Below are 17,412 nucleotides of genomic sequence, written 5' to 3'. Positions count from 1 at the left end.
TGAAACTTATACTTTCTTATATTTTAATAATATCGTTCGTGACCTATTACGCTGGAAGCACCCGTAATAAAGGCTTTTGCCTTTGCTACGGGTGCTTTTTTTTGTTGCCATTAGGTTGCGACAATAGGAGGAGAATAAATGAAAATATTTAAGTCAGTGCCCTTACTACTGCTTACGATCCTGCTACTGCTAAGCACATCATCCGAAGCTATTGCTGCATCTACAACAGAATTAACCCCCTCTGTTAAAGCGGCTTTTGATCTGACGGCCGCAACGGCAGAAGGTCCTGCCAGGGTTAAGCTGACTTCTCTTTACAATGATTTATCCACCTTAAAGCTGCAGTATGATCAGCGCGAGGAGCAAATCCGAATCCTTCACTACAATAATGAGCAATCGCTGGTTGTGGTACGTCAACAAATTAAAGGGATTGATCTTGAAGCAGTGACCCGATTGGAAGCCTCCGTTAAGAGCAGCAAGCAGCGCTATCAGCCCTTATTCGACCAGTATAGTGCACTTAACAAGCGAATTAGTATCGCCAAGTCTCTTAAGGACAAGACCTTGAATACCGTACTGCGTGCCCAAGGTGATGCTATGAAGATCTTGGTTCAGTTGGCACGCCAAGAGATCAGTGACAAGCAGAATCAGCTTAACGCCGCGAAAAAGAAACGTTCCCAAAAGATAGCCGAGACTCGCAAAACCTTGTCTGGCATTGAAAGTCCTCAAATCACGATCAAATCTAACAAGAGCGTGATCACCTCTTTAAACAAACGTATTTCAGCAGATTGGACTGACTTTAAAGCAGCGATTCGCAAACAAAACCTTACCCTAACTACCCAGTCCTTAGCTGCACTGGTCTCCGGTTATCGTCAGATTGCAACCCATAAGCAAAAAATAATTGAGCTCGAACAAAAGATTTCCCTTGTTATTGCGAATACGAAGAAGCAAATCAGTTAGCGGACTTCTTTTTCTCATTTGCTCTGCGGTAAGCCATCACTTTGCGGTACATGCTTTTATTAGAAAGATGTTTAAAAATATATGGATCTGGACTCGTATTCACTTCAATAATCCAAGGCGTCATGTGGTTATCTAATCCTACATCTACACCAATCTGTTTAAAGCCAGGATATTTCTTATGGTAGAAACGTCCGGTATCCTCACCTAGCTTTCGCAATATCTTAAGCATCTGAGTTTGCTGAGCATCGTTCAAATAAGGCGACAGCAGCTTCTCCATAGACATTAGCGTACCACCGTTATGATAATTGGTAACAATCTTGCCCTTCTCAGCTACTCGGCCAATCCATCCGGTAGTTTCCCATTTGCCACGCGGACTGAGCTGGACCATCACACGGATATCAAAACGATGCTTTCCGTGCTTTAGCAAAACAATCCCTCTCTGAATCAAGTAACTACGTCCGCGTGTCGCTTTCTTAAGGGATGAATAAAAGGTGTCATAGGCTCCAAAGGTTTTTATCTTTGTTCCACTTTGGTATTTGTATTCTGTTCCATGAGAATCCTTACTCTGTTCAACCTTCATTACACCGTTACCATAGGTGCCATGTTCCGGCTTAACGTAAATCATCCCATATTTCAAGAGCATCGTTCTTAAGTTTGCTTTACTAAACTTCACTGTTTCTGGAATGAGCGGTGAAATCTCGGAACTTTGCATGAGCACCTTGGTTTTAATCCATTTGCTGGTCAACGCAGACTTTAACTTCGTTCCCAATTGCCCTCTCCCCTGTCACTCAAATAATGATCACAGCCTTGCTTAACCTTAGTATTTTATGCTCCGACTATATGAATGGAATGGGTTGAACGCCCTCTCCGCTCTCAGATGTATCTCCAGATACTCAAGCTGCATATGGTGGGAAGAGGATAACCATTAGCGGATCAGAGGAGGCATGAACCATGCATATTTGTATTATTGCGCCGGAACGTCTCCCGGTTCCAGGAGACGGGTCAGTTGAAATCTGCATTTGGGCCATTGCCAGAAGGCTGGCTGAGAAACATAGGGTTACCATTGTGAGCCGCAGAGCGCCGGGACTGCCCGATGCTTCCATATTGGAGCAGGTAAGAATCATTCGATTACCCGCAAGTACTCCCGTTCATTATCGTACTTCGGTGTTAGACTACATTCAGAATGAGTCATTTGATATCGTTCAGATCGATAATCGTCCCCATCTTATGTCTGCTGTAAAGAAACGGCTCCCTCATCTTCCTGTATTTCTATTTCTGCATTCTCTTACATTCACACCGGACACAGTTAAGACTGCCAGTGCCTTGGCTAGAGCAGATCTGATTATTGCGAATAGCCACTCTCTACAGCGAAGACTAAGCCGTCGTTTCCCTCAATTGAACAATGAAATCCGCATCGTCCTGCTCGGAGCAGATCTTGATCGATTCACTCCTGTAGCGATACAGGAAAAATACCATCTTCGCAGACTTTACAGACTCCCGAGAATCTTTACCGTATTGTTCGTCGGTCGAGTCATTCCCCGCAAAGGGGTGCCCGTATTGATACGTGCTATGTACCATTTAAATAAGCACCTTCCCGCTCATCTTGTTATTGCAGGCAAAGGGAAACCGACGTATTTGCGACAGCTGAAGCTGCTTGCTCGGCGACTAGGCGTATCCGTCTCCTTTCTTGGAAATGTAGCTCATGAGGATATCCATACCCTTTATCAAGCAGCCGACTGCTTCGTATGTCCTTCTCAGAATCATGAATCCTTTGGACTTGTTAATGTAGAGGCTATGGCCTCGGGACTACCGGTCATCGCTTCTAGCAATGGCGGTATCCGTGAGATTATCGACTCCGGCCATAATGGATATCTGGTGGAACGATATCGCGAGGCCTTACCCTTTGCTAGAGATTTGCTGCGACTAGGCCGGAATCCAGAGGTAGCAGCAACCATTGGCAGACAAGGACGAGCGGATGCGCTTGATGCCTTCAATTGGCAACGTACAGCAACTGATTTGGAGCGGCTTTATCAAGCTGCCTTAGTACAACAATAGATTCCTACAAGCATAAACGCCTTCGGCATCCTTATAAGGACGATAAGCGTTTAAGCGAGAAATATAAGACAGAAAGTATAGTGTGAAACTTATACTCTCATATATTTCAAAAAAAAGTAGTCCGCCTCCAATCACTGGAGACGGACTACTTTGATTTAAATAAACTGAACAACCGTAAGGACAAGCCCTACAACAAAGCCGCATAACGCGCCGTTTACGCGAATCCACTGAAGATCTTTACCTACTTTATCCTCCAGCATATTCACTAAACTAGCATCGTCCATGCTATCTAGATTCTCTTTCACCAAAAGACCAATTCGGAAGTGGTTAGCCTCTACAAATGCAATTAATGAAGCGCGAATCCGCTCCTCCCAGCTACCAATCCACTCTTGTTCCTTACTGATACGGCGCACAAGCATGGCGTATAGTGCAAATAACTTGCGTCCGCCAGCTGCCCGATCCTCTTCCAATAAAGAAAGCGCCTTGCTACGTGCGTTCCCCAATTGAGTATGCAGAAAAGCGGTTGCCGCTTCTCCCTCAAGCTCATGTAGTGCCCATTCTTTTACAGAAGTCATTCTAGCCTCATCATTAACAATCTGGAACAGCGCCACCCGAATTTCACGGATGATCTCTTCACGGTAAGGGCTATCCTCCTCACGGAAATCGCGAATACCGGACTGTAGCATTCCTTGCAGCATTTCACCAAGCATATCCGCATCCATAAATCCAACGAAAGCCTGGAAAGCCATCCCCTTAAGTCCACCGAGCTTCACTTCAGCCAGTTTCTCACTGGCGATCTTACCCAGCATAGCTTTCGTTTCAGGACGACCGCTCCAATTAGATACCCCTTCCAGCGCATAATCCAGAGCCGCTACATCTTTTCCATCGTTCATTAATTTAGTGACAATTTTATCAGACGCAACCCCAAGCTCTGCTTCACGAATATAATCGGAAGCGGCCTTTTGAAGAAAAGGTACGGCTTTTTCTACCGGAAGACGTGACACGAATTCGCTAAGCTGCTCTAGGATCTGGGATCTCACCTTCTTCTTGCTAAAGAACTTTGTCAGCAGCTTGGAACCCATAGACATAATACCAAACTTGCGTAGCTTGTTCTCAATACTCTCTTTGTTCAGCAGCTCAGTCTCCATAGCGGTAATTAACGACTGGATAATCTTATCCCGATTCTTGAGCAGCAGTGAGGTATGTGGAATACGCAGCCCGAGCGGATGGCGGAATAACGCGGTTACCGCGAACCAGTCGGCAATCCCCCCGACGAGCCCGGCCTCAAAGCCGCCTCTTAGTAGAATTACAGCGAGATTTTCAGGTAGAAATAGTGTAATCAGAAACCCACATGCCATAAAAGCTAGTGACATGGTGGCCAAGTTTTTGGATCTCACGATTAGTCCCCCTTACATACACAGCTGCCGATGTCCTTACGCAGGAAAAATATCGGCGGATCACGTCCCACGACATGAACAGACGATAGACTCGGCTAGTCGATTAGTTTAACCACTATTGTACCACGACTGAACTATTTTCTAAAAATATACGATTAGAATAGGAATGAAAAGGTGTTTTTGGTTTTCAGAATATTAATGATAAGATACAAGTAACGTTCTCACTGGCCCGCGAAGGGCACAACTATGACTGGACAAGGAGATCATACACTATGCTTATTGCTTTAGATATGGATGGTACATTGCTAAACGAAGAAGGACAAATTAGCCCAAAGAACCGTGAGGCGATTATAAAGGCTCAGAATTTAGGTCATATCGTAATTATTGCTACGGGACGCTCCTTTATGGATGCGGAACGACAACTTCGGCTGGCAGATCTGGAATGCCCTGTAGTCAGTCTGAATGGCGCAGTGGTTACATTGTCTGACCACACGCTTGCAGCAAGTAAGCCGCTGAATAAGGAGGACATCATTCCTGCATTACGCTGGATGAACGAAATTCCTGATTTGTATTACGAGGTATACACAGAGGACAACGTATATGTGGAACTCAATAAACGGGTAAGATTAGAGAAGCTATCTTCACTAAGTGAAGAAGAAGTACCCGAGGAGGTCAGCTGGCTGCTCAAAGCAATGATCGATCAGCAGTTTCAACAAGCGGCTGTAACATACGTCGAAAGTATGGAAGAGATCTGGAGTAAAGAAGAAAACGTCATTTATAAAACATTAGCCTTTTCTCTAAACCGGGAGCTGCTCAAAGAAGCCTCCACCCGCTTCGCCGCGATCCCTGGCCTCATTATTACAGCCTCCCATGTCAATAATATCGAAATTAACCATGAGGACGCCAACAAAGGCTCAGGTGTAACTATACTCGCCGCCCACTATGGCATCCCGCTAGCAGATGTAGCCGTAATGGGTGACAGTTATAATGATCAACCGATGTTCGAGGTGGCTGGCTACCGAATTGCCATGGCTAACGCGGCACCCATTCTGAAGGAAATGGCTGAGTTTGTTACCGTCAGTAATGATGAAGATGGGGTAGCGGTAGGAATTGAGCATCTTTTGGCTAAATTCTGAACCAACATACCTTAATCATAAACAGCTAAATAACCTCTGACAGCATCCTGAGGATGGGTCAGAGGTTTTTTTTCTACCGCTTTATACAAGGATGATTGTCCAAGCTCAATGGCTTAGCAAACTCAACGTCTTTTAACAACTCGTTATTCTGCTTATTATGCATAACACGTGATTCGGACAGCCCTGACTGAATCTCCTTGAGTATTTGATGATTCTCATCATATAAGGTGACTGCCAGTAAATGTTCCTCTTGTCTTACAACCAGCTCCATATTTGGTTTAACCTCAAGCGATACCTTCTCAAAAGGAGACACATCGATCATAACTTCCAGTCCCACATTCTTGAATGTATAGGCGTAAGTGACTTCAAGTCCACGGTTATACGTGGCTTCGATCTGTCCCTTTCCTATATTCACATTATAAGCCAAGGATTCAAGCTCTTGCGGAATCCTTGGAGCAATGGTCAGTGTATTGTTAATCAGGTCTGGACGGATACCTAAGAAATATTGATACCACACACGCAGCTGCTCAGCATTAGACCAAGCTTGCAGGTATGCCCCCGTCAACTTCGCCCAGTTCTCCCCTTCCACAGGATAAGCATCCATATTCTCACAAAGTCCACCAACAACACCTAGATTCAAGGCCTGCCAGTTCATATTCTTGAATAGCTGATAGGCGGTTTCTTCCTGCCCCGCTTCAATCATACGCTGCATCGCAATACCATTAAGCCAAATCCAGACCGCACCGTTATGGTAGGCCTCGTCTTTCGGATAATGAGGTGTTAAATGAAATGGACGGAACAAAGGATGATGTCTATCTAAAGAAGCAACGCCCCAAGGGTAGACCAACTCTTCCCATGCGGTACGAATCGCTCTTGCTTTAAAGTCATTATCGTTAAACATTTCAAAAGCAAATAACTGGTTCGGGCGCAAGGAGAATTCCGGCTTGTCCTCTGCGTCTAGTCTATCCGCTAAATAAGGATGAGCTTGATCACAGAAATCCAACTCAAAATGGTGCTTCAAGGTGTCAGCAATACCCTTCCATTTATCCGCATTCACCTTGTCATTCATATATTCAGCAAAGTAAACACCAGCAAGCAATTGGTTATACCAGAGTGCTTGAATATCATTGGCACGGGTATCCCGAGGAGAATAAGACTCCAAATTGCCATCCCGGGCATCCATCCAAGTTTCATTATCTGCGTGCTTCAAGTACCCTTTATCATCTACCCAATATTTTATGGAACCTTCAATACTATATTGTACATTGGGATAAAGCTCTTTAATGATCGCTGTATCTCCTGAATACTTAACGTAATCCTGCAACTGGATAATGAATCGCGGCGTACCATCCGTTGTATGGTAATCTACCTTTCCAGGAGATAAGATATTTGGAATCCTACCAAAGTATTTAGAATCTTCGTCCGTATTCTGAAATTCTGCGAATGACAGCAAGATATTTCTAGCCGTTTCGAATTGCCCTGTAACTAACACGGCTCCCGGAAGCGCAATGAATTGATCTCGTCCCCAATATTCGTTAAACCATGGCAGTCCTGCATAGATACCATCACCCTGCTGTCTAGTAACCAACTGATCCATGGTGATGTTCAACCAATTCATCGCTAAAGTAAATGTATCATCACTGCTGGTTAGATGGGCATTGTGGTGTAAGAACTCTTCCATCCGCTTAACACGTTCATCTTTCAGAGCACCTATATCTCGCTTAGCTTTAAGGATTAAACCTGCTGCTGCTTCGTTCGTCTTCCCTACAGCGATATAATAGCCTCCAGCGTTTGCGTCGGCCATTAGAATTTCATTATCCATGTGCAAAGGCGAAGGGTTAATAGCACTAACTGCAATGACCCAATCTCCCTCGATAGGGCTAAAGAACGCGATTTGATTCTGTTGGTTGATATAAGTAACATTCTCTCCTCTTAAAGTAATACCTATGGCTTCCTGCACATTAGCGAGACTAATTTCTAATAGATTATGATAATCCAACAACCACAGCTCTTCTGTCAAATCCGCATGGTTACGCACCATTTTGTAAGGATAGGCCCAAACTTCAGATTGTCGATTGTCTAACTTCTGCTCACCCACAAATAAAGTGTAGCCACCAAAAATTCTATTCTTAGCAATATTCAATCCCTCAAAAAAGGCATGTTCCACATGATTCGTATGATGAGATTGCGTAAAATAAAATGCGGCCTCTTTATTCGTAAATGAAATACTCCGATTAGCTTCTGGAGAGATAAACATCTTCATTTCATCCAGAATGGATGGATGAACTTGATTACTATTACTATTACTATTCATTGTAAGCCTCCTACTTGAAAATAGTAGGCCGCTATGAAGCTTCATAGCGGCTGTCTACTAATATTTATTCTTTAACCGAACCAACGACAATCCCTGATACGAAATACTTTTGCATAAACGGATAAATCAACAACAATGGCAGCGTGGAGACTACGATTTTAGCAGCGTTCAAAGTCTTATTCGAAACCTTTGCTAATTCCATTAATTTCTCCGGATCTGTAATATTCTGAACCTCAACGCTAAGCTGTTGGATATAGGTCTGCAATGGATAATTCGCCGTTTTATTAATATACACCAGGGCACCAAAGTAATCATTCCAATGGCCCACAATAGTAAAGAGCGTAACCGTGGCAAGCGTAGGCAATACTATCGGAAGATAAATTGTCCCTAATATTCTCCACTGCGAGGCTCCATCTATATTCGCAGCTTCCTCTAGCGATTTCGGTACAGCCCGGAATGCATTCATCAGCAAGATAACATTCCCTATCGGTACGGCACCCGGTAAGATCAATGACCAGATGGAGTCTAAAAGGTTAAGCTCTTTGACTACCATAAAGGTTGGAATCAATCCGCCTGAGAATAACATTGCAAAGATAACGAGATTCATATAAATCTTCTGACCTGTGAATACTCGTGAACTTTTAGACAATGGATAGGCTGTAAGAATCATCAGTACCATATTCACAAGCAGACCTAACACTACCCGTTCTACAGAGATCATGAATGAACGCCAAAACTGGCTGTCAGACAATAATTTTTCATAGGAGCTAAATGTCGGATTAACCGGGAATATACTTACAAGATTTGCCGAAGCCGCCGCATTATCACTGAAAGAGATGGCTACTAAATTGACTAACGGTATAAGACAGGACAAAGCGAACGCTAGAACAAATACCCAGATAATAACATCTGCAATACGACCCTTGATGTTAGATGCGTAAATGGGAGAACCCCCCTTTCTTTAGAAAATACGATAATCCGTAAGTTTTTGGGCCAATTTATTCGCAGAAAGAATCAGTACGATCCCAACGACCGACCGTAATAGGCCAACTGCTGTACCTAAGCTGTATTGTCTTTCTACCAGACCCACCCGATAAACGTAGGTATCAATAATATCCGAAGATTCATACACCAAAGGATTATACAGATTGAAGATCTGATCAAAACCAGCATTTAATACATTCGGCAAGTTCAAGGTTGTAACCAGCAAAATAGTTGGCATCAAACCTGGCAACGTGATATGCCACAGTTTCTTAAACCGGTTGGCTCCATCGATGGAGCCCGCCTCATAAAGTCCGGGATCAATAGATGTCAGGGAAGCTAGGTAGATGATTGAACCGTACCCGAAACCTTTCCAAACATCTGTTAATACTAGCATCGGTCTAAACCAGGTATTGCTGGCCATAAACAAGACTGGGTCAATCCCAAACCAGCTTAACATGGCATTAACGGGACCTTCATAAGAGAAGATGTTCATGACTACAGTAGCCAAGATCGCCCATGACAAGAAGTTCGGCAGATATACAACTGTCTGTACAAATCGCTTAGCAAACTTCACACGAATTTCATTTAATAACAGGGCAAACACAATGGATGTAAAAGTACCCACAATAATCTTCCATAACGCGATAACGATCGTATTACTGAAAATCTGTTTACTGTCTGGAATTTGTAGCATAAATTTGAAATTATCAAGACCTACCCAGGATGAACCACTCATTCCTTTAGCCGGAATATAATTCTGAAAAGCCATTATAATCCCGAACATTGGAATAAACGAAAAGATAATTAGGAAAATCATGCCTGGCGCCATCATGAGATGGAATGCTGTCTGATCTTTTTTATTTTTCATTTACGGATCATCTCTTTCAACATCATTTGGTTGCTATCGCTTCGTTAACTTCCTTAGTAATGACTTCGCCGCCAGTTTTATTCCAGCTCTCTACAAACTTATCAAATGCGTCAGGTTTCTGCTCACCTGTAATGATTTTCAAATACATTTCAAGCTCCATTTTAGTAAGTGTTGGCCATTTCAAAGTCATGGATGCTGTACTTCCAAAGAACAATGGATTCACTTCTTTAATATTTGAGGCTTTCACCAAACTAGCTGTTGTAATACTGGAAGTGTAGCCAGCCCATGCATTAGAATCTGGTGTTCCTCCATTCTTCTCACTATCAAGATATTTCTTATAGGAGTTATAAGCCGTCAAATCCTCATTGCTAGTCAATTTACTTGTATCTCCTGTTTCTAATGCTTCTTTCATGATGTCAACATTACGATAGAAAGCGTCATAATAATCGATATTAATGGCAAGTGGAGATCCGCCAACATTCATGCTCTTATAATCTTCAAATTCTTTCAGAGCTTTTGCATCTTTTTCTTGGTAACGCTGATAGTCATATTGAACACTCACGAGCTTGGCTGCCAGTTCAGGATGTTCAAAGCCTTTGCGAACAACCAAATAACTGCTGGAAGGATTTCCAGTGAACATGGTAAGCGAGCCATCCTCTGATTGTGGGGCAACATAAGATACCCATTTCGCTTCTGGATTCAGCTTAAGCGTGTCAGCTACAGTCCAGCTTCCCCACCAATTATCCATGAACGAACCACTTTTTCCACTTGTAAGTAGCGCCTTGCGATCATCACCAGTACGTACGGCAAACTGACGATCAATCAAGTTATTCTTGTACATTTCAGACAACTTGGCCAGTGCTGGCTTCATCTCTGGTTGAACAGATCCGTATACGGCCTTTCCACTTCCATCATCAATCCACTGTTTTGGATACGCACCATATAATGAAAAGATATTATTAAATGAGAATTGTCCACCAGAAACACCAGCAACGTTTTCATTATCAACAATAAGACCTAGCGTTTTACCCGCTCCGTTGCCACCTGGATCTTTTTCTACAAATTGCTTAATAATGTTCTCGACATCGGCCATTGTTTTTGGATCAGCAAGTCCCAATTTGTCCATCCAGTCTTTACGAAGCCAGAGGATACCAGGGCCATGTGAGATTTCAGTTGTTGGTATAGCCATCAGCTTGCCATCAAACTTTGCACTATCCAGAACACGTCCACCGTAGGAATCATAAATTTCCTTAATACGGTCACTGGCCGTATTCTCATAAGCTTCTGTCAGATCTGCAATCAGATCGTTCTCATAAAGCTGTTGCAATGTCGCATAGTCGGGAACCACCATAAGATCAGGGATTTCACCACTTACAATGGCCATCGAAACTTTCTGACTATAGTCTGTACCATCATTCGATTCAAACGAGGTCGTATTTTGGATATTCAGCTTATTCTTGAAATATCTTGTCCATACATTGTTTGTGGAATTATCACCCTCATAAGAGGTTCCTGCAAGTGCCGAATAGCTTGTTGCCACTTGTCCAACAGAATAAGAAACCGTTTCAGGATATGCACCAAACGGAGTCGTCTGTGCTTCTTTCCATGCAGGATCACTCGCATCTGTCTTTGGGGTAGATGCTGAAGAATTATTAGAACTCGAACAACCTACCATAGCAACAGCTAATAGTGATGCTAATATGATGGAGCTTGATTTTCTCAATTTATGTTTCATTATAAGAGCCTCCCTTTTTCTATAAAAAACTCGTATTAGAAAACGATTTCAAAGCGCCGGCCAGCTTCAAAAAAAATTTATATTGTTACTTCCTTAAGTTTATAGATTCTTGCCATCCATCGTAAACGCAAAAAAATTATGTTTTACACAAATAAATACTCATCATTGATGATAATATCGGGGAATTATTGCTACGGTCGAAGATGTTATACTACAATATCAATGTCACTACATGTCGAAAGGTGGTACATAATGTTATCCATACTGGTGGTAGATGATCATAAGGAGGAGCGAGAGGGAATTGCTTTCCTCATTAAGGAGCTTGGCTTCCCCCTCCAATTGCATGTTGCAGAAAACGGCCGTAAAGCACTTGAATATGTAAGCGCACACTCTGTCGATATTCTATTTACCGATGTGCGGATGCCTATAATGGATGGATTACAGCTAACAAAGGAAGCATTAAAGCTGCACTCCAAACTTAAGGTGATCTTATTCAGCGGATTCGCTGAATTTGAGTATGCTAAAACAGCCCTCTCCCTGGGTGTATCCGAGTATCTTTTGAAACCGGTTAATATAGAAGCGTTCCAGACTACTTTGGAAAAGGTTATTCAGGAATTAAAGCACCAGCAGCAAAAAGAAAAAGCGTCTCAAAGAAAGCTAAGCTATGTGAGAAAACATCTACTCTTCTCTCTAGTCAACGGCATCGGAAGCCCGCCTCCTCTTCAAGAGCTGTCTATTGAATTACCGAGCCATTACAATAAAATGCTTTTGTTAGAATTCGATAAGCCATTTTTTGAATCTGTAGATTCGGAATTCGAAGAGTTTGTACTTGGTTTAATAGACTCATCTGCTGATTACTTAAATCTAAACGGATGTCAAAGCCTACTACTGTTTCCTGAGCAAAAGTCCCCTTCTTCCCAGTTTGATAATCATTCAGCAATGCACCTGCATCATTGTATCCTTGATAAATATAAAGTGAATTGTTATCTCGCTATGAAAGAGGAAGTAACCTCAATATCAGATTTAGGTTCAATTTTGACTTCATTAGAAGAATTGATGGAATATCGTTTTTTTCTCCCAGATACTTTTGTATTTAATACACAAAATGACTTACATTTCTCTGAGGCCTTGTATCCAGACCTTACAGATAGTCATCTACTAGATCAGATTCGTAATAATTTGAAGGATCAAGATATTTTTAGCTTACGGGCAAATACTGAAATTTTATATCAAAAATACGTACATCAAGTACAGTATTCACATTTGTATGTAAAGTATATGTTCTCCACCATCTATCAAGAAATCATGACACAAGCTGCACCGATATCAGAAATGGAGCTGCAGACTGCCGTCGAGACCATATATGGATCTGAAGATTTGCGGGACATCAAAGATATCATATTTGAAGGTATCGCTCGGATTGATCAGAACTCCACCAACCATGAGCCTATTCAGAACCGTGATGTTGATGCCGTCAAACAATATATTGAACAATATTATGCAGATGATCTCAGTCTGGAAATGCTTGCTGCTAAAGTGTATTTATCTCCACATTATCTTAGCTCCATCTTCAAGAAGCAGACAGGCTGTGGGCTTAATAAATATATTAAGAATGTCCGCATGCAAAACGCAAAAGAGTTGTTAACAAATACGCATCAAAAAATATCAAGCATTTGCACCGCAGTGGGCTATCGCAATATTTCATACTTCTGCCAAAATTTCAGGGATTTCTATGGATACACACCAGAAAAATATAGACAGTATAATCAGAAGTCCTCTGTATATCGGGAGGAGCATTATGCAACTTTGGCGGACACTTAAGCAAAATATTCACGATTTGAAGTTTCAAACCAAGATTATGCTTTCATTTATGTTAATCAGTATGATCCCTGTTATTGTATTGGGCAGCTTCTGCTATCAGGAAGCCAAATCATCCCTGATTAAGCAATCCAAATCTGATTTGAAAGCAGCCTTAAATCAAGGGGCTTTAGCTTTAAATAGTCATTTAGATGTCTACAATAAACTCATGAATTTCTTGAGTTTTAATCAGGAAATTATTAATTCAGCCAATCATACCTATACAAGTATGTATGAAATGTATGATCAGTTAACCCATGTAATTGACCAAAATTTCAATACGGCACGGTATCTAAATACCGGTGTAGAACAAATAACGCTGTATACAGGAACCAATCTTTTGGCACATGGCAATACCGTCCGAGCCTTAAATGATATTAAACAGAAACATTGGTACCCGGCGTTGATGAAGTCAGTCGATGTCCTGTGGTTTACGGATAACAAGGAAATTTTTGCTGTTCGACGCATTATCAATACGAAACAGAAAAATCCTAAAGAAAATGTGCTGTATGCACGTGTGAATTACGATTCGCTATTTAATCCTTTTGAACCCCTACTCTCTCAGGGTTCAGAGATTCTTGTCAAAGATGCTTATGGAAAATCGATCTATGCCTCGCCTGGTATAGAAGGATATATTCCTTCCAATAGCACAGACAACATGGATACGCTGCAATGGAAAAATACAAAGTACACTGTATTGCAATCTGAAGTTCCTATATCAGGATGGACAGTGATGTTATGCAAACCTACGAAGATGATTACGAATTCTGCCTGGAAAATCCTTACGACAATCGGGCTTGTTATTGTTGCCTGTATTGCTGCCGTTGCTATAACTGCCAATCTATTCTCTCGAAAATTCAATTCACAAATTAAGCGTCTACGCAATAATATGCGTACCGTAGAAGAGGGATCCCTGGAAGTTACGGTCACCAGTACATCCAAAGATGAAATCGGAGATTTAATCAGAGGTTTTGGCAATATGGTTGACAAAACTAAAGTGTTAATCGATAAAGTATATATTGAGGAAATTTCACGAAAAGAATATGAAATGAAAGCCCTACAATCTCAGATCAATCCCCATTTTCTATATAATGCTCTTTCGCTCATCAATTGGAGAGCCATTCGAATCCATGCCACAGATATTAGTGAAATGGCGCAGCTTCTGTCCACGTTCTATCGGACTACCCTGAATAAAGGGAATAATATCATTTCGGTTTCGGATGAACTATTGAATGTACAAGCTTACATACAAATTCAGCTTAACATGCATAGCAACAGCTTTGAGGTAGAATACCAAATCGACGAGGCTATTCTCTCTTATTACATGCCTAACCTGATGCTTCAGCCTCTAATAGAGAATGCTATTATTCATGGCATCGAGAATAGAGAAGAAGAAGGAAGCAAAATTATTCTATCCGGAGAAATGGTGGAGGAGTGTATCCTCTTCAAAGTAAAGGATAATGGCGTTGGCATCCCACAAGAACGACTTAATCTTCTGCTAAAATCCCAGTCGATAGGCTATGGGCTCAAAAATGTAAATGACCGGGCTACGCTAATGTACGGACCAGAATACGGCTTATCCATTAGCAGCATTCTAGGACTGGGAACGGAGGTCATCTTTCGATTTCCATCCAAAAGATACGAAGGTGGCTCAAATTTATAACGATTATACTCAAAATCAACCGGGACAAGTACGCTGGTTTCAAAAAGACCCGGTTGATTTACTTCAATTCATTGATTTACAAATGATCAGGAGCGCTTTCCTCCCCCGCCCATTCGGCAGAAACACGCACATAGTCCCCCACATCAGGAGACGTCACCAGTTCAATAATGATCAATTCGAGCGGTGTAATCGCCCGCAAACCATGTCTCGCACCGGCAGGTACTGTGACCGTGTCTCCGGCTGTAACTGCATGAAGAACGCCGTTCATACGGTACTCTCCATCCCCCGAAAGTAAAGACCATATTTCTTTGGTATGCCTGTGAAAATGATAGCTGGTGTGCTTTCCTGCCAACATCGTGATTTTGGAAGTCGTAACCTCAACCCCTGCAGCTGTTCGTGAGAAATCGAGAATGCGCGAGCTTCCCCACCGCTTTTCTTCAATCATCGGCTTCGCTGCATGACCCTCCAGCTTCTGCTTAATCCGTTTCGCCTGCTCGATCCCAGCAACCAAAATACCATCCGCACCCGCCGCCACAATCAAACCTGGGGCACCAATAACATGCACGGGACAAGAGAGCTCGTTCACCAAATAGGTTCCTTTTGAATCCTCAGAAATGCTCCCTCTGCCAATTTTTTTTACCTGCAAATGAGGGGTAAGTGCATCCCAACTACCAATATCCGCCCAAACTCCGGTGTAAGGAATAACTACCGCTCGCTGCGTATGCTCAAGCACTTCATAGTCAAAACTTCGTTCTGGCAATTCGTCATAAAGCTCCACTAGCTCCGTGTAATCTACTGGAAGCTTCCGTGCCACCATACTTGAGAGCAAGTGTCCTAATGAGCAGGAGAACACCCCACAGTTCCATAGTCCTCCACGGGAAATGAACTCGGCCGCCGCCAATTCGCCGGGTTTCTCTGCAAATTGCTTCACATTTAGAAAAGACGTCCCCTCTGAACCTTCACTCGGCAATATATACCCGAACTGTGTGGATGGGAATTCAGGCGTAACACCGATCAGGGCAATATCCGCTTGTGATTCGGACAGCACGCTGGGAAACTGCCGAAGCTGACTGAAAAAAGAAGCCTCTACATAAGAGTCCACCGGAATGACCACAACGATCTCTTCTAAGTTTATTTTCTTTACGGAATGCAAATAGCTCGCCGCCAGTGCAACTGCAGTAAAGGTTCCCCGCTTCTGTGGCTCCGCCAGTAAAGCAACCTGATTTCCAACAGATTTGCGGGTAATTTCCACCTGACTGCGATGAGTTACAATGCAGCTTGAATCTAACAATCCTGCCTCATCCAGCCCTCTGCATACTCGCTCGATCATCGACTCCATGCCGCCATTTTCTGTTGGGAGAAGTCTTAAAAATGCCTTTGACCTGATCTCATTTGACAGCGGCCACAGCCTCTTCCCCGATCCCCCTGAAAGGAGCACGATCTGCAACGTTATCGCCCCCCTGCGCTGGACTTACTACCCGGTGTTCTCACATACCCCTTCCGCTTATGAAAAGACAATGATCTGTATTTTTTCGCCAGCTCATTCAGCTTCTGCTTGGACAGCTGACCTGCATTCATATGAAGACCTTTATTGCGTGCTGTTTGGATCTTCATGCCCCCACGGTCCTTCGAATACAGGTAATTCCCATAAGTTTCGAATTCAGAGAAAGCAAATTGCTTAGTACGGTTCATACTGTGTAAAATCGCCGAATACCAGGGCTTCTGATGCTTTGCTTCTATTTCTCTTTTCATTTGGGCCAATTGACTACGTTCAAACAGCATGTAATGGGTCACAAAAGAGGATGTAGATGACGCCTTTCTACCCATCAGCTTCCTATAGGTTGTAAAGTACTGAGGCTGACTCCAATTGCGGCTGTAAAAAATCGTCTTTCCCTTCTCACGGAATCTATGAGGAGCGATTAAGACCGTATCTGCATCGATGACTAAAAAATAGTCAGCCGTACACAGCTTGTCACCATTCAATTTCAGCAATTGCTGAAACAACCACCCCGACCGTTCCCATGTGCGTGAACGGTAATGAATGTCTTTTTTCGTAATCGGCAGGACCGTATTCTCATTAATAAATGTGCAGCCCTTAGCACGGCAGAAATCGATGATCCGCTGCTTCTTGGGAGCAACAATCAAAATTTCGCCGATGGGATGCTTAACATGTGCTCGAACAGCGTCAATTACATAGGGCAGTGTAGCCAGATCTTTTTCAATAGCCGGAATCAGTACATCTATAGTAGCGGCATGTCTTATGCTGACTTTACGGGGTGAGGGCATAGGGTCATCTCCATATCATGATTTTGCTTTAGGATATGAGCATGATAAGGAAAGGGAATGGGCTTTACTGTAAACATAAGAGCGGGGCGCTCACGGAGCCTAATTCCAGCATTTCTACGGGGTTTATACCCTTCTTTCCGCTCACCTAGCCTAATTCCAGCAT

The 17,412-nt window shown here is 42.8% G+C and carries 14 protein-coding genes; 5 read left to right on the top strand and 9 right to left on the bottom strand.

Features of this window, described 5'->3' with window-relative positions; all coding sequences use genetic code 11:
* Positions 1-138: 138 nt before the first annotated feature.
* The gene (locus CA598_RS28175; RefSeq protein WP_094873878.1) at positions 139-954 is read left to right on the top strand and encodes a hypothetical protein; all 816 of its coding nucleotides are present in this window, start codon (positions 139-141) and stop codon (positions 952-954) included.
* On the opposite strand, the gene CA598_RS28170 is transcribed toward CA598_RS28175, so the two are convergent.
* Positions 947-1,723, bottom strand: coding sequence for a YheC/YheD family protein (locus CA598_RS28170; RefSeq protein ID WP_256990685.1), 777 nt, complete (start codon positions 1,721-1,723; stop codon positions 947-949). The two genes, CA598_RS28175 and CA598_RS28170, sit on opposite strands and share 8 nt — an antisense overlap.
* Before the next feature lie 182 nt (positions 1,724-1,905).
* On the opposite strand from CA598_RS28170, the gene CA598_RS28165 reads away from it, so the two are divergent.
* Positions 1,906-3,009 carry a glycosyltransferase family 4 protein gene (locus CA598_RS28165; RefSeq protein WP_094873876.1) on the top strand — a complete coding sequence of 368 codons (1,104 nt, stop codon included), beginning with the start codon at positions 1,906-1,908 and terminating at the stop codon, positions 3,007-3,009.
* A gap of 155 nt (positions 3,010-3,164) precedes the next feature.
* On the opposite strand, the gene CA598_RS28160 is transcribed toward CA598_RS28165, so the two are convergent.
* On the bottom strand, positions 3,165-4,406 hold the full coding sequence (locus CA598_RS28160) for a DUF445 domain-containing protein (protein ID WP_094878620.1): 1,242 nt from the start codon (positions 4,404-4,406) through the stop codon (positions 3,165-3,167).
* Positions 4,407-4,678: 272 nt separating this feature from the next.
* Between CA598_RS28160 and CA598_RS28155 the strand changes: the two genes are divergently transcribed.
* Positions 4,679-5,542 (top strand): Cof-type HAD-IIB family hydrolase, encoded by an 864-nt coding sequence (locus CA598_RS28155; RefSeq protein ID WP_094878619.1) that lies wholly within the window; start codon positions 4,679-4,681, stop codon positions 5,540-5,542.
* Positions 5,543-5,615: 73 nt separating this feature from the next.
* Here CA598_RS28155 and CA598_RS28150 read toward each other — a convergent pair whose 3' ends face one another.
* From CA598_RS28150 to CA598_RS28135, 4 genes are all read right to left on the bottom strand, one after another.
* A complete protein-coding gene (locus CA598_RS28150) occupies positions 5,616-7,856 on the bottom strand; it encodes an amylo-alpha-1,6-glucosidase (RefSeq protein ID WP_179283781.1) in 2,241 nt (746 codons plus the stop codon).
* Positions 7,857-7,920: 64 nt separating this feature from the next.
* The gene (locus tag CA598_RS28145; protein WP_094873869.1) at positions 7,921-8,799 is read right to left on the bottom strand and encodes a carbohydrate ABC transporter permease; all 879 of its coding nucleotides are present in this window, start codon (positions 8,797-8,799) and stop codon (positions 7,921-7,923) included.
* An 18-nt stretch (positions 8,800-8,817) separates the two neighbouring features.
* Positions 8,818-9,708, bottom strand: a complete 891-nt coding sequence (locus tag CA598_RS28140; RefSeq protein WP_094873867.1) for an ABC transporter permease — start codon at positions 9,706-9,708, stop codon at positions 8,818-8,820.
* A 22-nt stretch (positions 9,709-9,730) separates the two neighbouring features.
* Complete coding sequence (locus tag CA598_RS28135; protein ID WP_094873865.1) at positions 9,731-11,443, bottom strand: type 2 periplasmic-binding domain-containing protein; 1,713 nt, start codon at positions 11,441-11,443, stop codon at positions 9,731-9,733.
* Positions 11,444-11,695: 252 nt separating this feature from the next.
* Between CA598_RS28135 and CA598_RS28130 the strand changes: the two genes are divergently transcribed.
* Both CA598_RS28130 and CA598_RS28125 read left to right on the top strand, forming a co-directional pair.
* Positions 11,696-13,264, top strand: coding sequence for a response regulator (locus CA598_RS28130; RefSeq protein WP_179283780.1), 1,569 nt, complete (start codon positions 11,696-11,698; stop codon positions 13,262-13,264).
* Positions 13,242-14,963 carry a sensor histidine kinase gene (locus tag CA598_RS28125; RefSeq protein ID WP_179283779.1) on the top strand — a complete coding sequence of 574 codons (1,722 nt, stop codon included), beginning with the start codon at positions 13,242-13,244 and terminating at the stop codon, positions 14,961-14,963. The genes CA598_RS28130 and CA598_RS28125 overlap by 23 nt, the downstream gene beginning before the upstream one ends.
* A 76-nt stretch (positions 14,964-15,039) precedes the next feature.
* Here CA598_RS28125 and CA598_RS28120 read toward each other — a convergent pair whose 3' ends face one another.
* The 3 genes from CA598_RS28120 to CA598_RS32765 form a co-directional block, all read right to left on the bottom strand.
* Positions 15,040-16,401 carry a sugar phosphate nucleotidyltransferase gene (locus CA598_RS28120; protein ID WP_256990686.1) on the bottom strand — a complete coding sequence of 454 codons (1,362 nt, stop codon included), beginning with the start codon at positions 16,399-16,401 and terminating at the stop codon, positions 15,040-15,042.
* Between the two features lie 11 nt (positions 16,402-16,412).
* A complete protein-coding gene (locus CA598_RS28115) occupies positions 16,413-17,249 on the bottom strand; it encodes a DUF6492 family protein (RefSeq protein ID WP_094878614.1) in 837 nt (278 codons plus the stop codon).
* Positions 17,222-17,412 (bottom strand): hypothetical protein (locus CA598_RS32765; RefSeq protein WP_218832630.1); only part of this gene is annotated, 191 nt, incomplete at its 5' end. The genes CA598_RS28115 and CA598_RS32765, both read right to left, overlap by 28 nt.

The organism is Paenibacillus sp. VTT E-133291 (genome assembly GCF_002264395.1).
Lineage (GTDB): Bacteria > Bacillota > Bacilli > Paenibacillales > Paenibacillaceae > Paenibacillus_AQ > Paenibacillus_AQ nitricinens.
This window is presented reverse-complemented; position numbering and strand designations above follow the sequence as displayed.

Bases quoted from the DNA above. Each gene is read 5' to 3' on its own strand.
- CA598_RS28165 (WP_094873876.1), top strand. From the start codon at position 1,906: ATGCATATTTGTATTATTGCGCCGGAACGTCTCCCGGTTCCAGGAGAC.
- CA598_RS28130 (WP_179283780.1), top strand. From the start codon at position 11,696: ATGTTATCCATACTGGTGGTAGATGATCATAAGGAGGAGCGAGAGGGA.
- CA598_RS28140 (WP_094873867.1), bottom strand. From the start codon at position 9,708: ATGAAAAATAAAAAAGATCAGACAGCATTCCATCTCATGATGGCGCCA.
- CA598_RS28135 (WP_094873865.1), bottom strand. From the start codon at position 11,443: ATGAAACATAAATTGAGAAAATCAAGCTCCATCATATTAGCATCACTA.
- CA598_RS28150 (WP_179283781.1), bottom strand. From the start codon at position 7,856: ATGAATAGTAATAGTAATAGTAATCAAGTTCATCCATCCATTCTGGAT.
- CA598_RS28125 (WP_179283779.1), top strand. From the start codon at position 13,242: ATGCAACTTTGGCGGACACTTAAGCAAAATATTCACGATTTGAAGTTT.
- CA598_RS28155 (WP_094878619.1), top strand. From the start codon at position 4,679: ATGCTTATTGCTTTAGATATGGATGGTACATTGCTAAACGAAGAAGGA.
- CA598_RS28175 (WP_094873878.1), top strand. From the start codon at position 139: ATGAAAATATTTAAGTCAGTGCCCTTACTACTGCTTACGATCCTGCTA.
- CA598_RS28115 (WP_094878614.1), bottom strand. From the start codon at position 17,249: ATGCCCTCACCCCGTAAAGTCAGCATAAGACATGCCGCTACTATAGAT.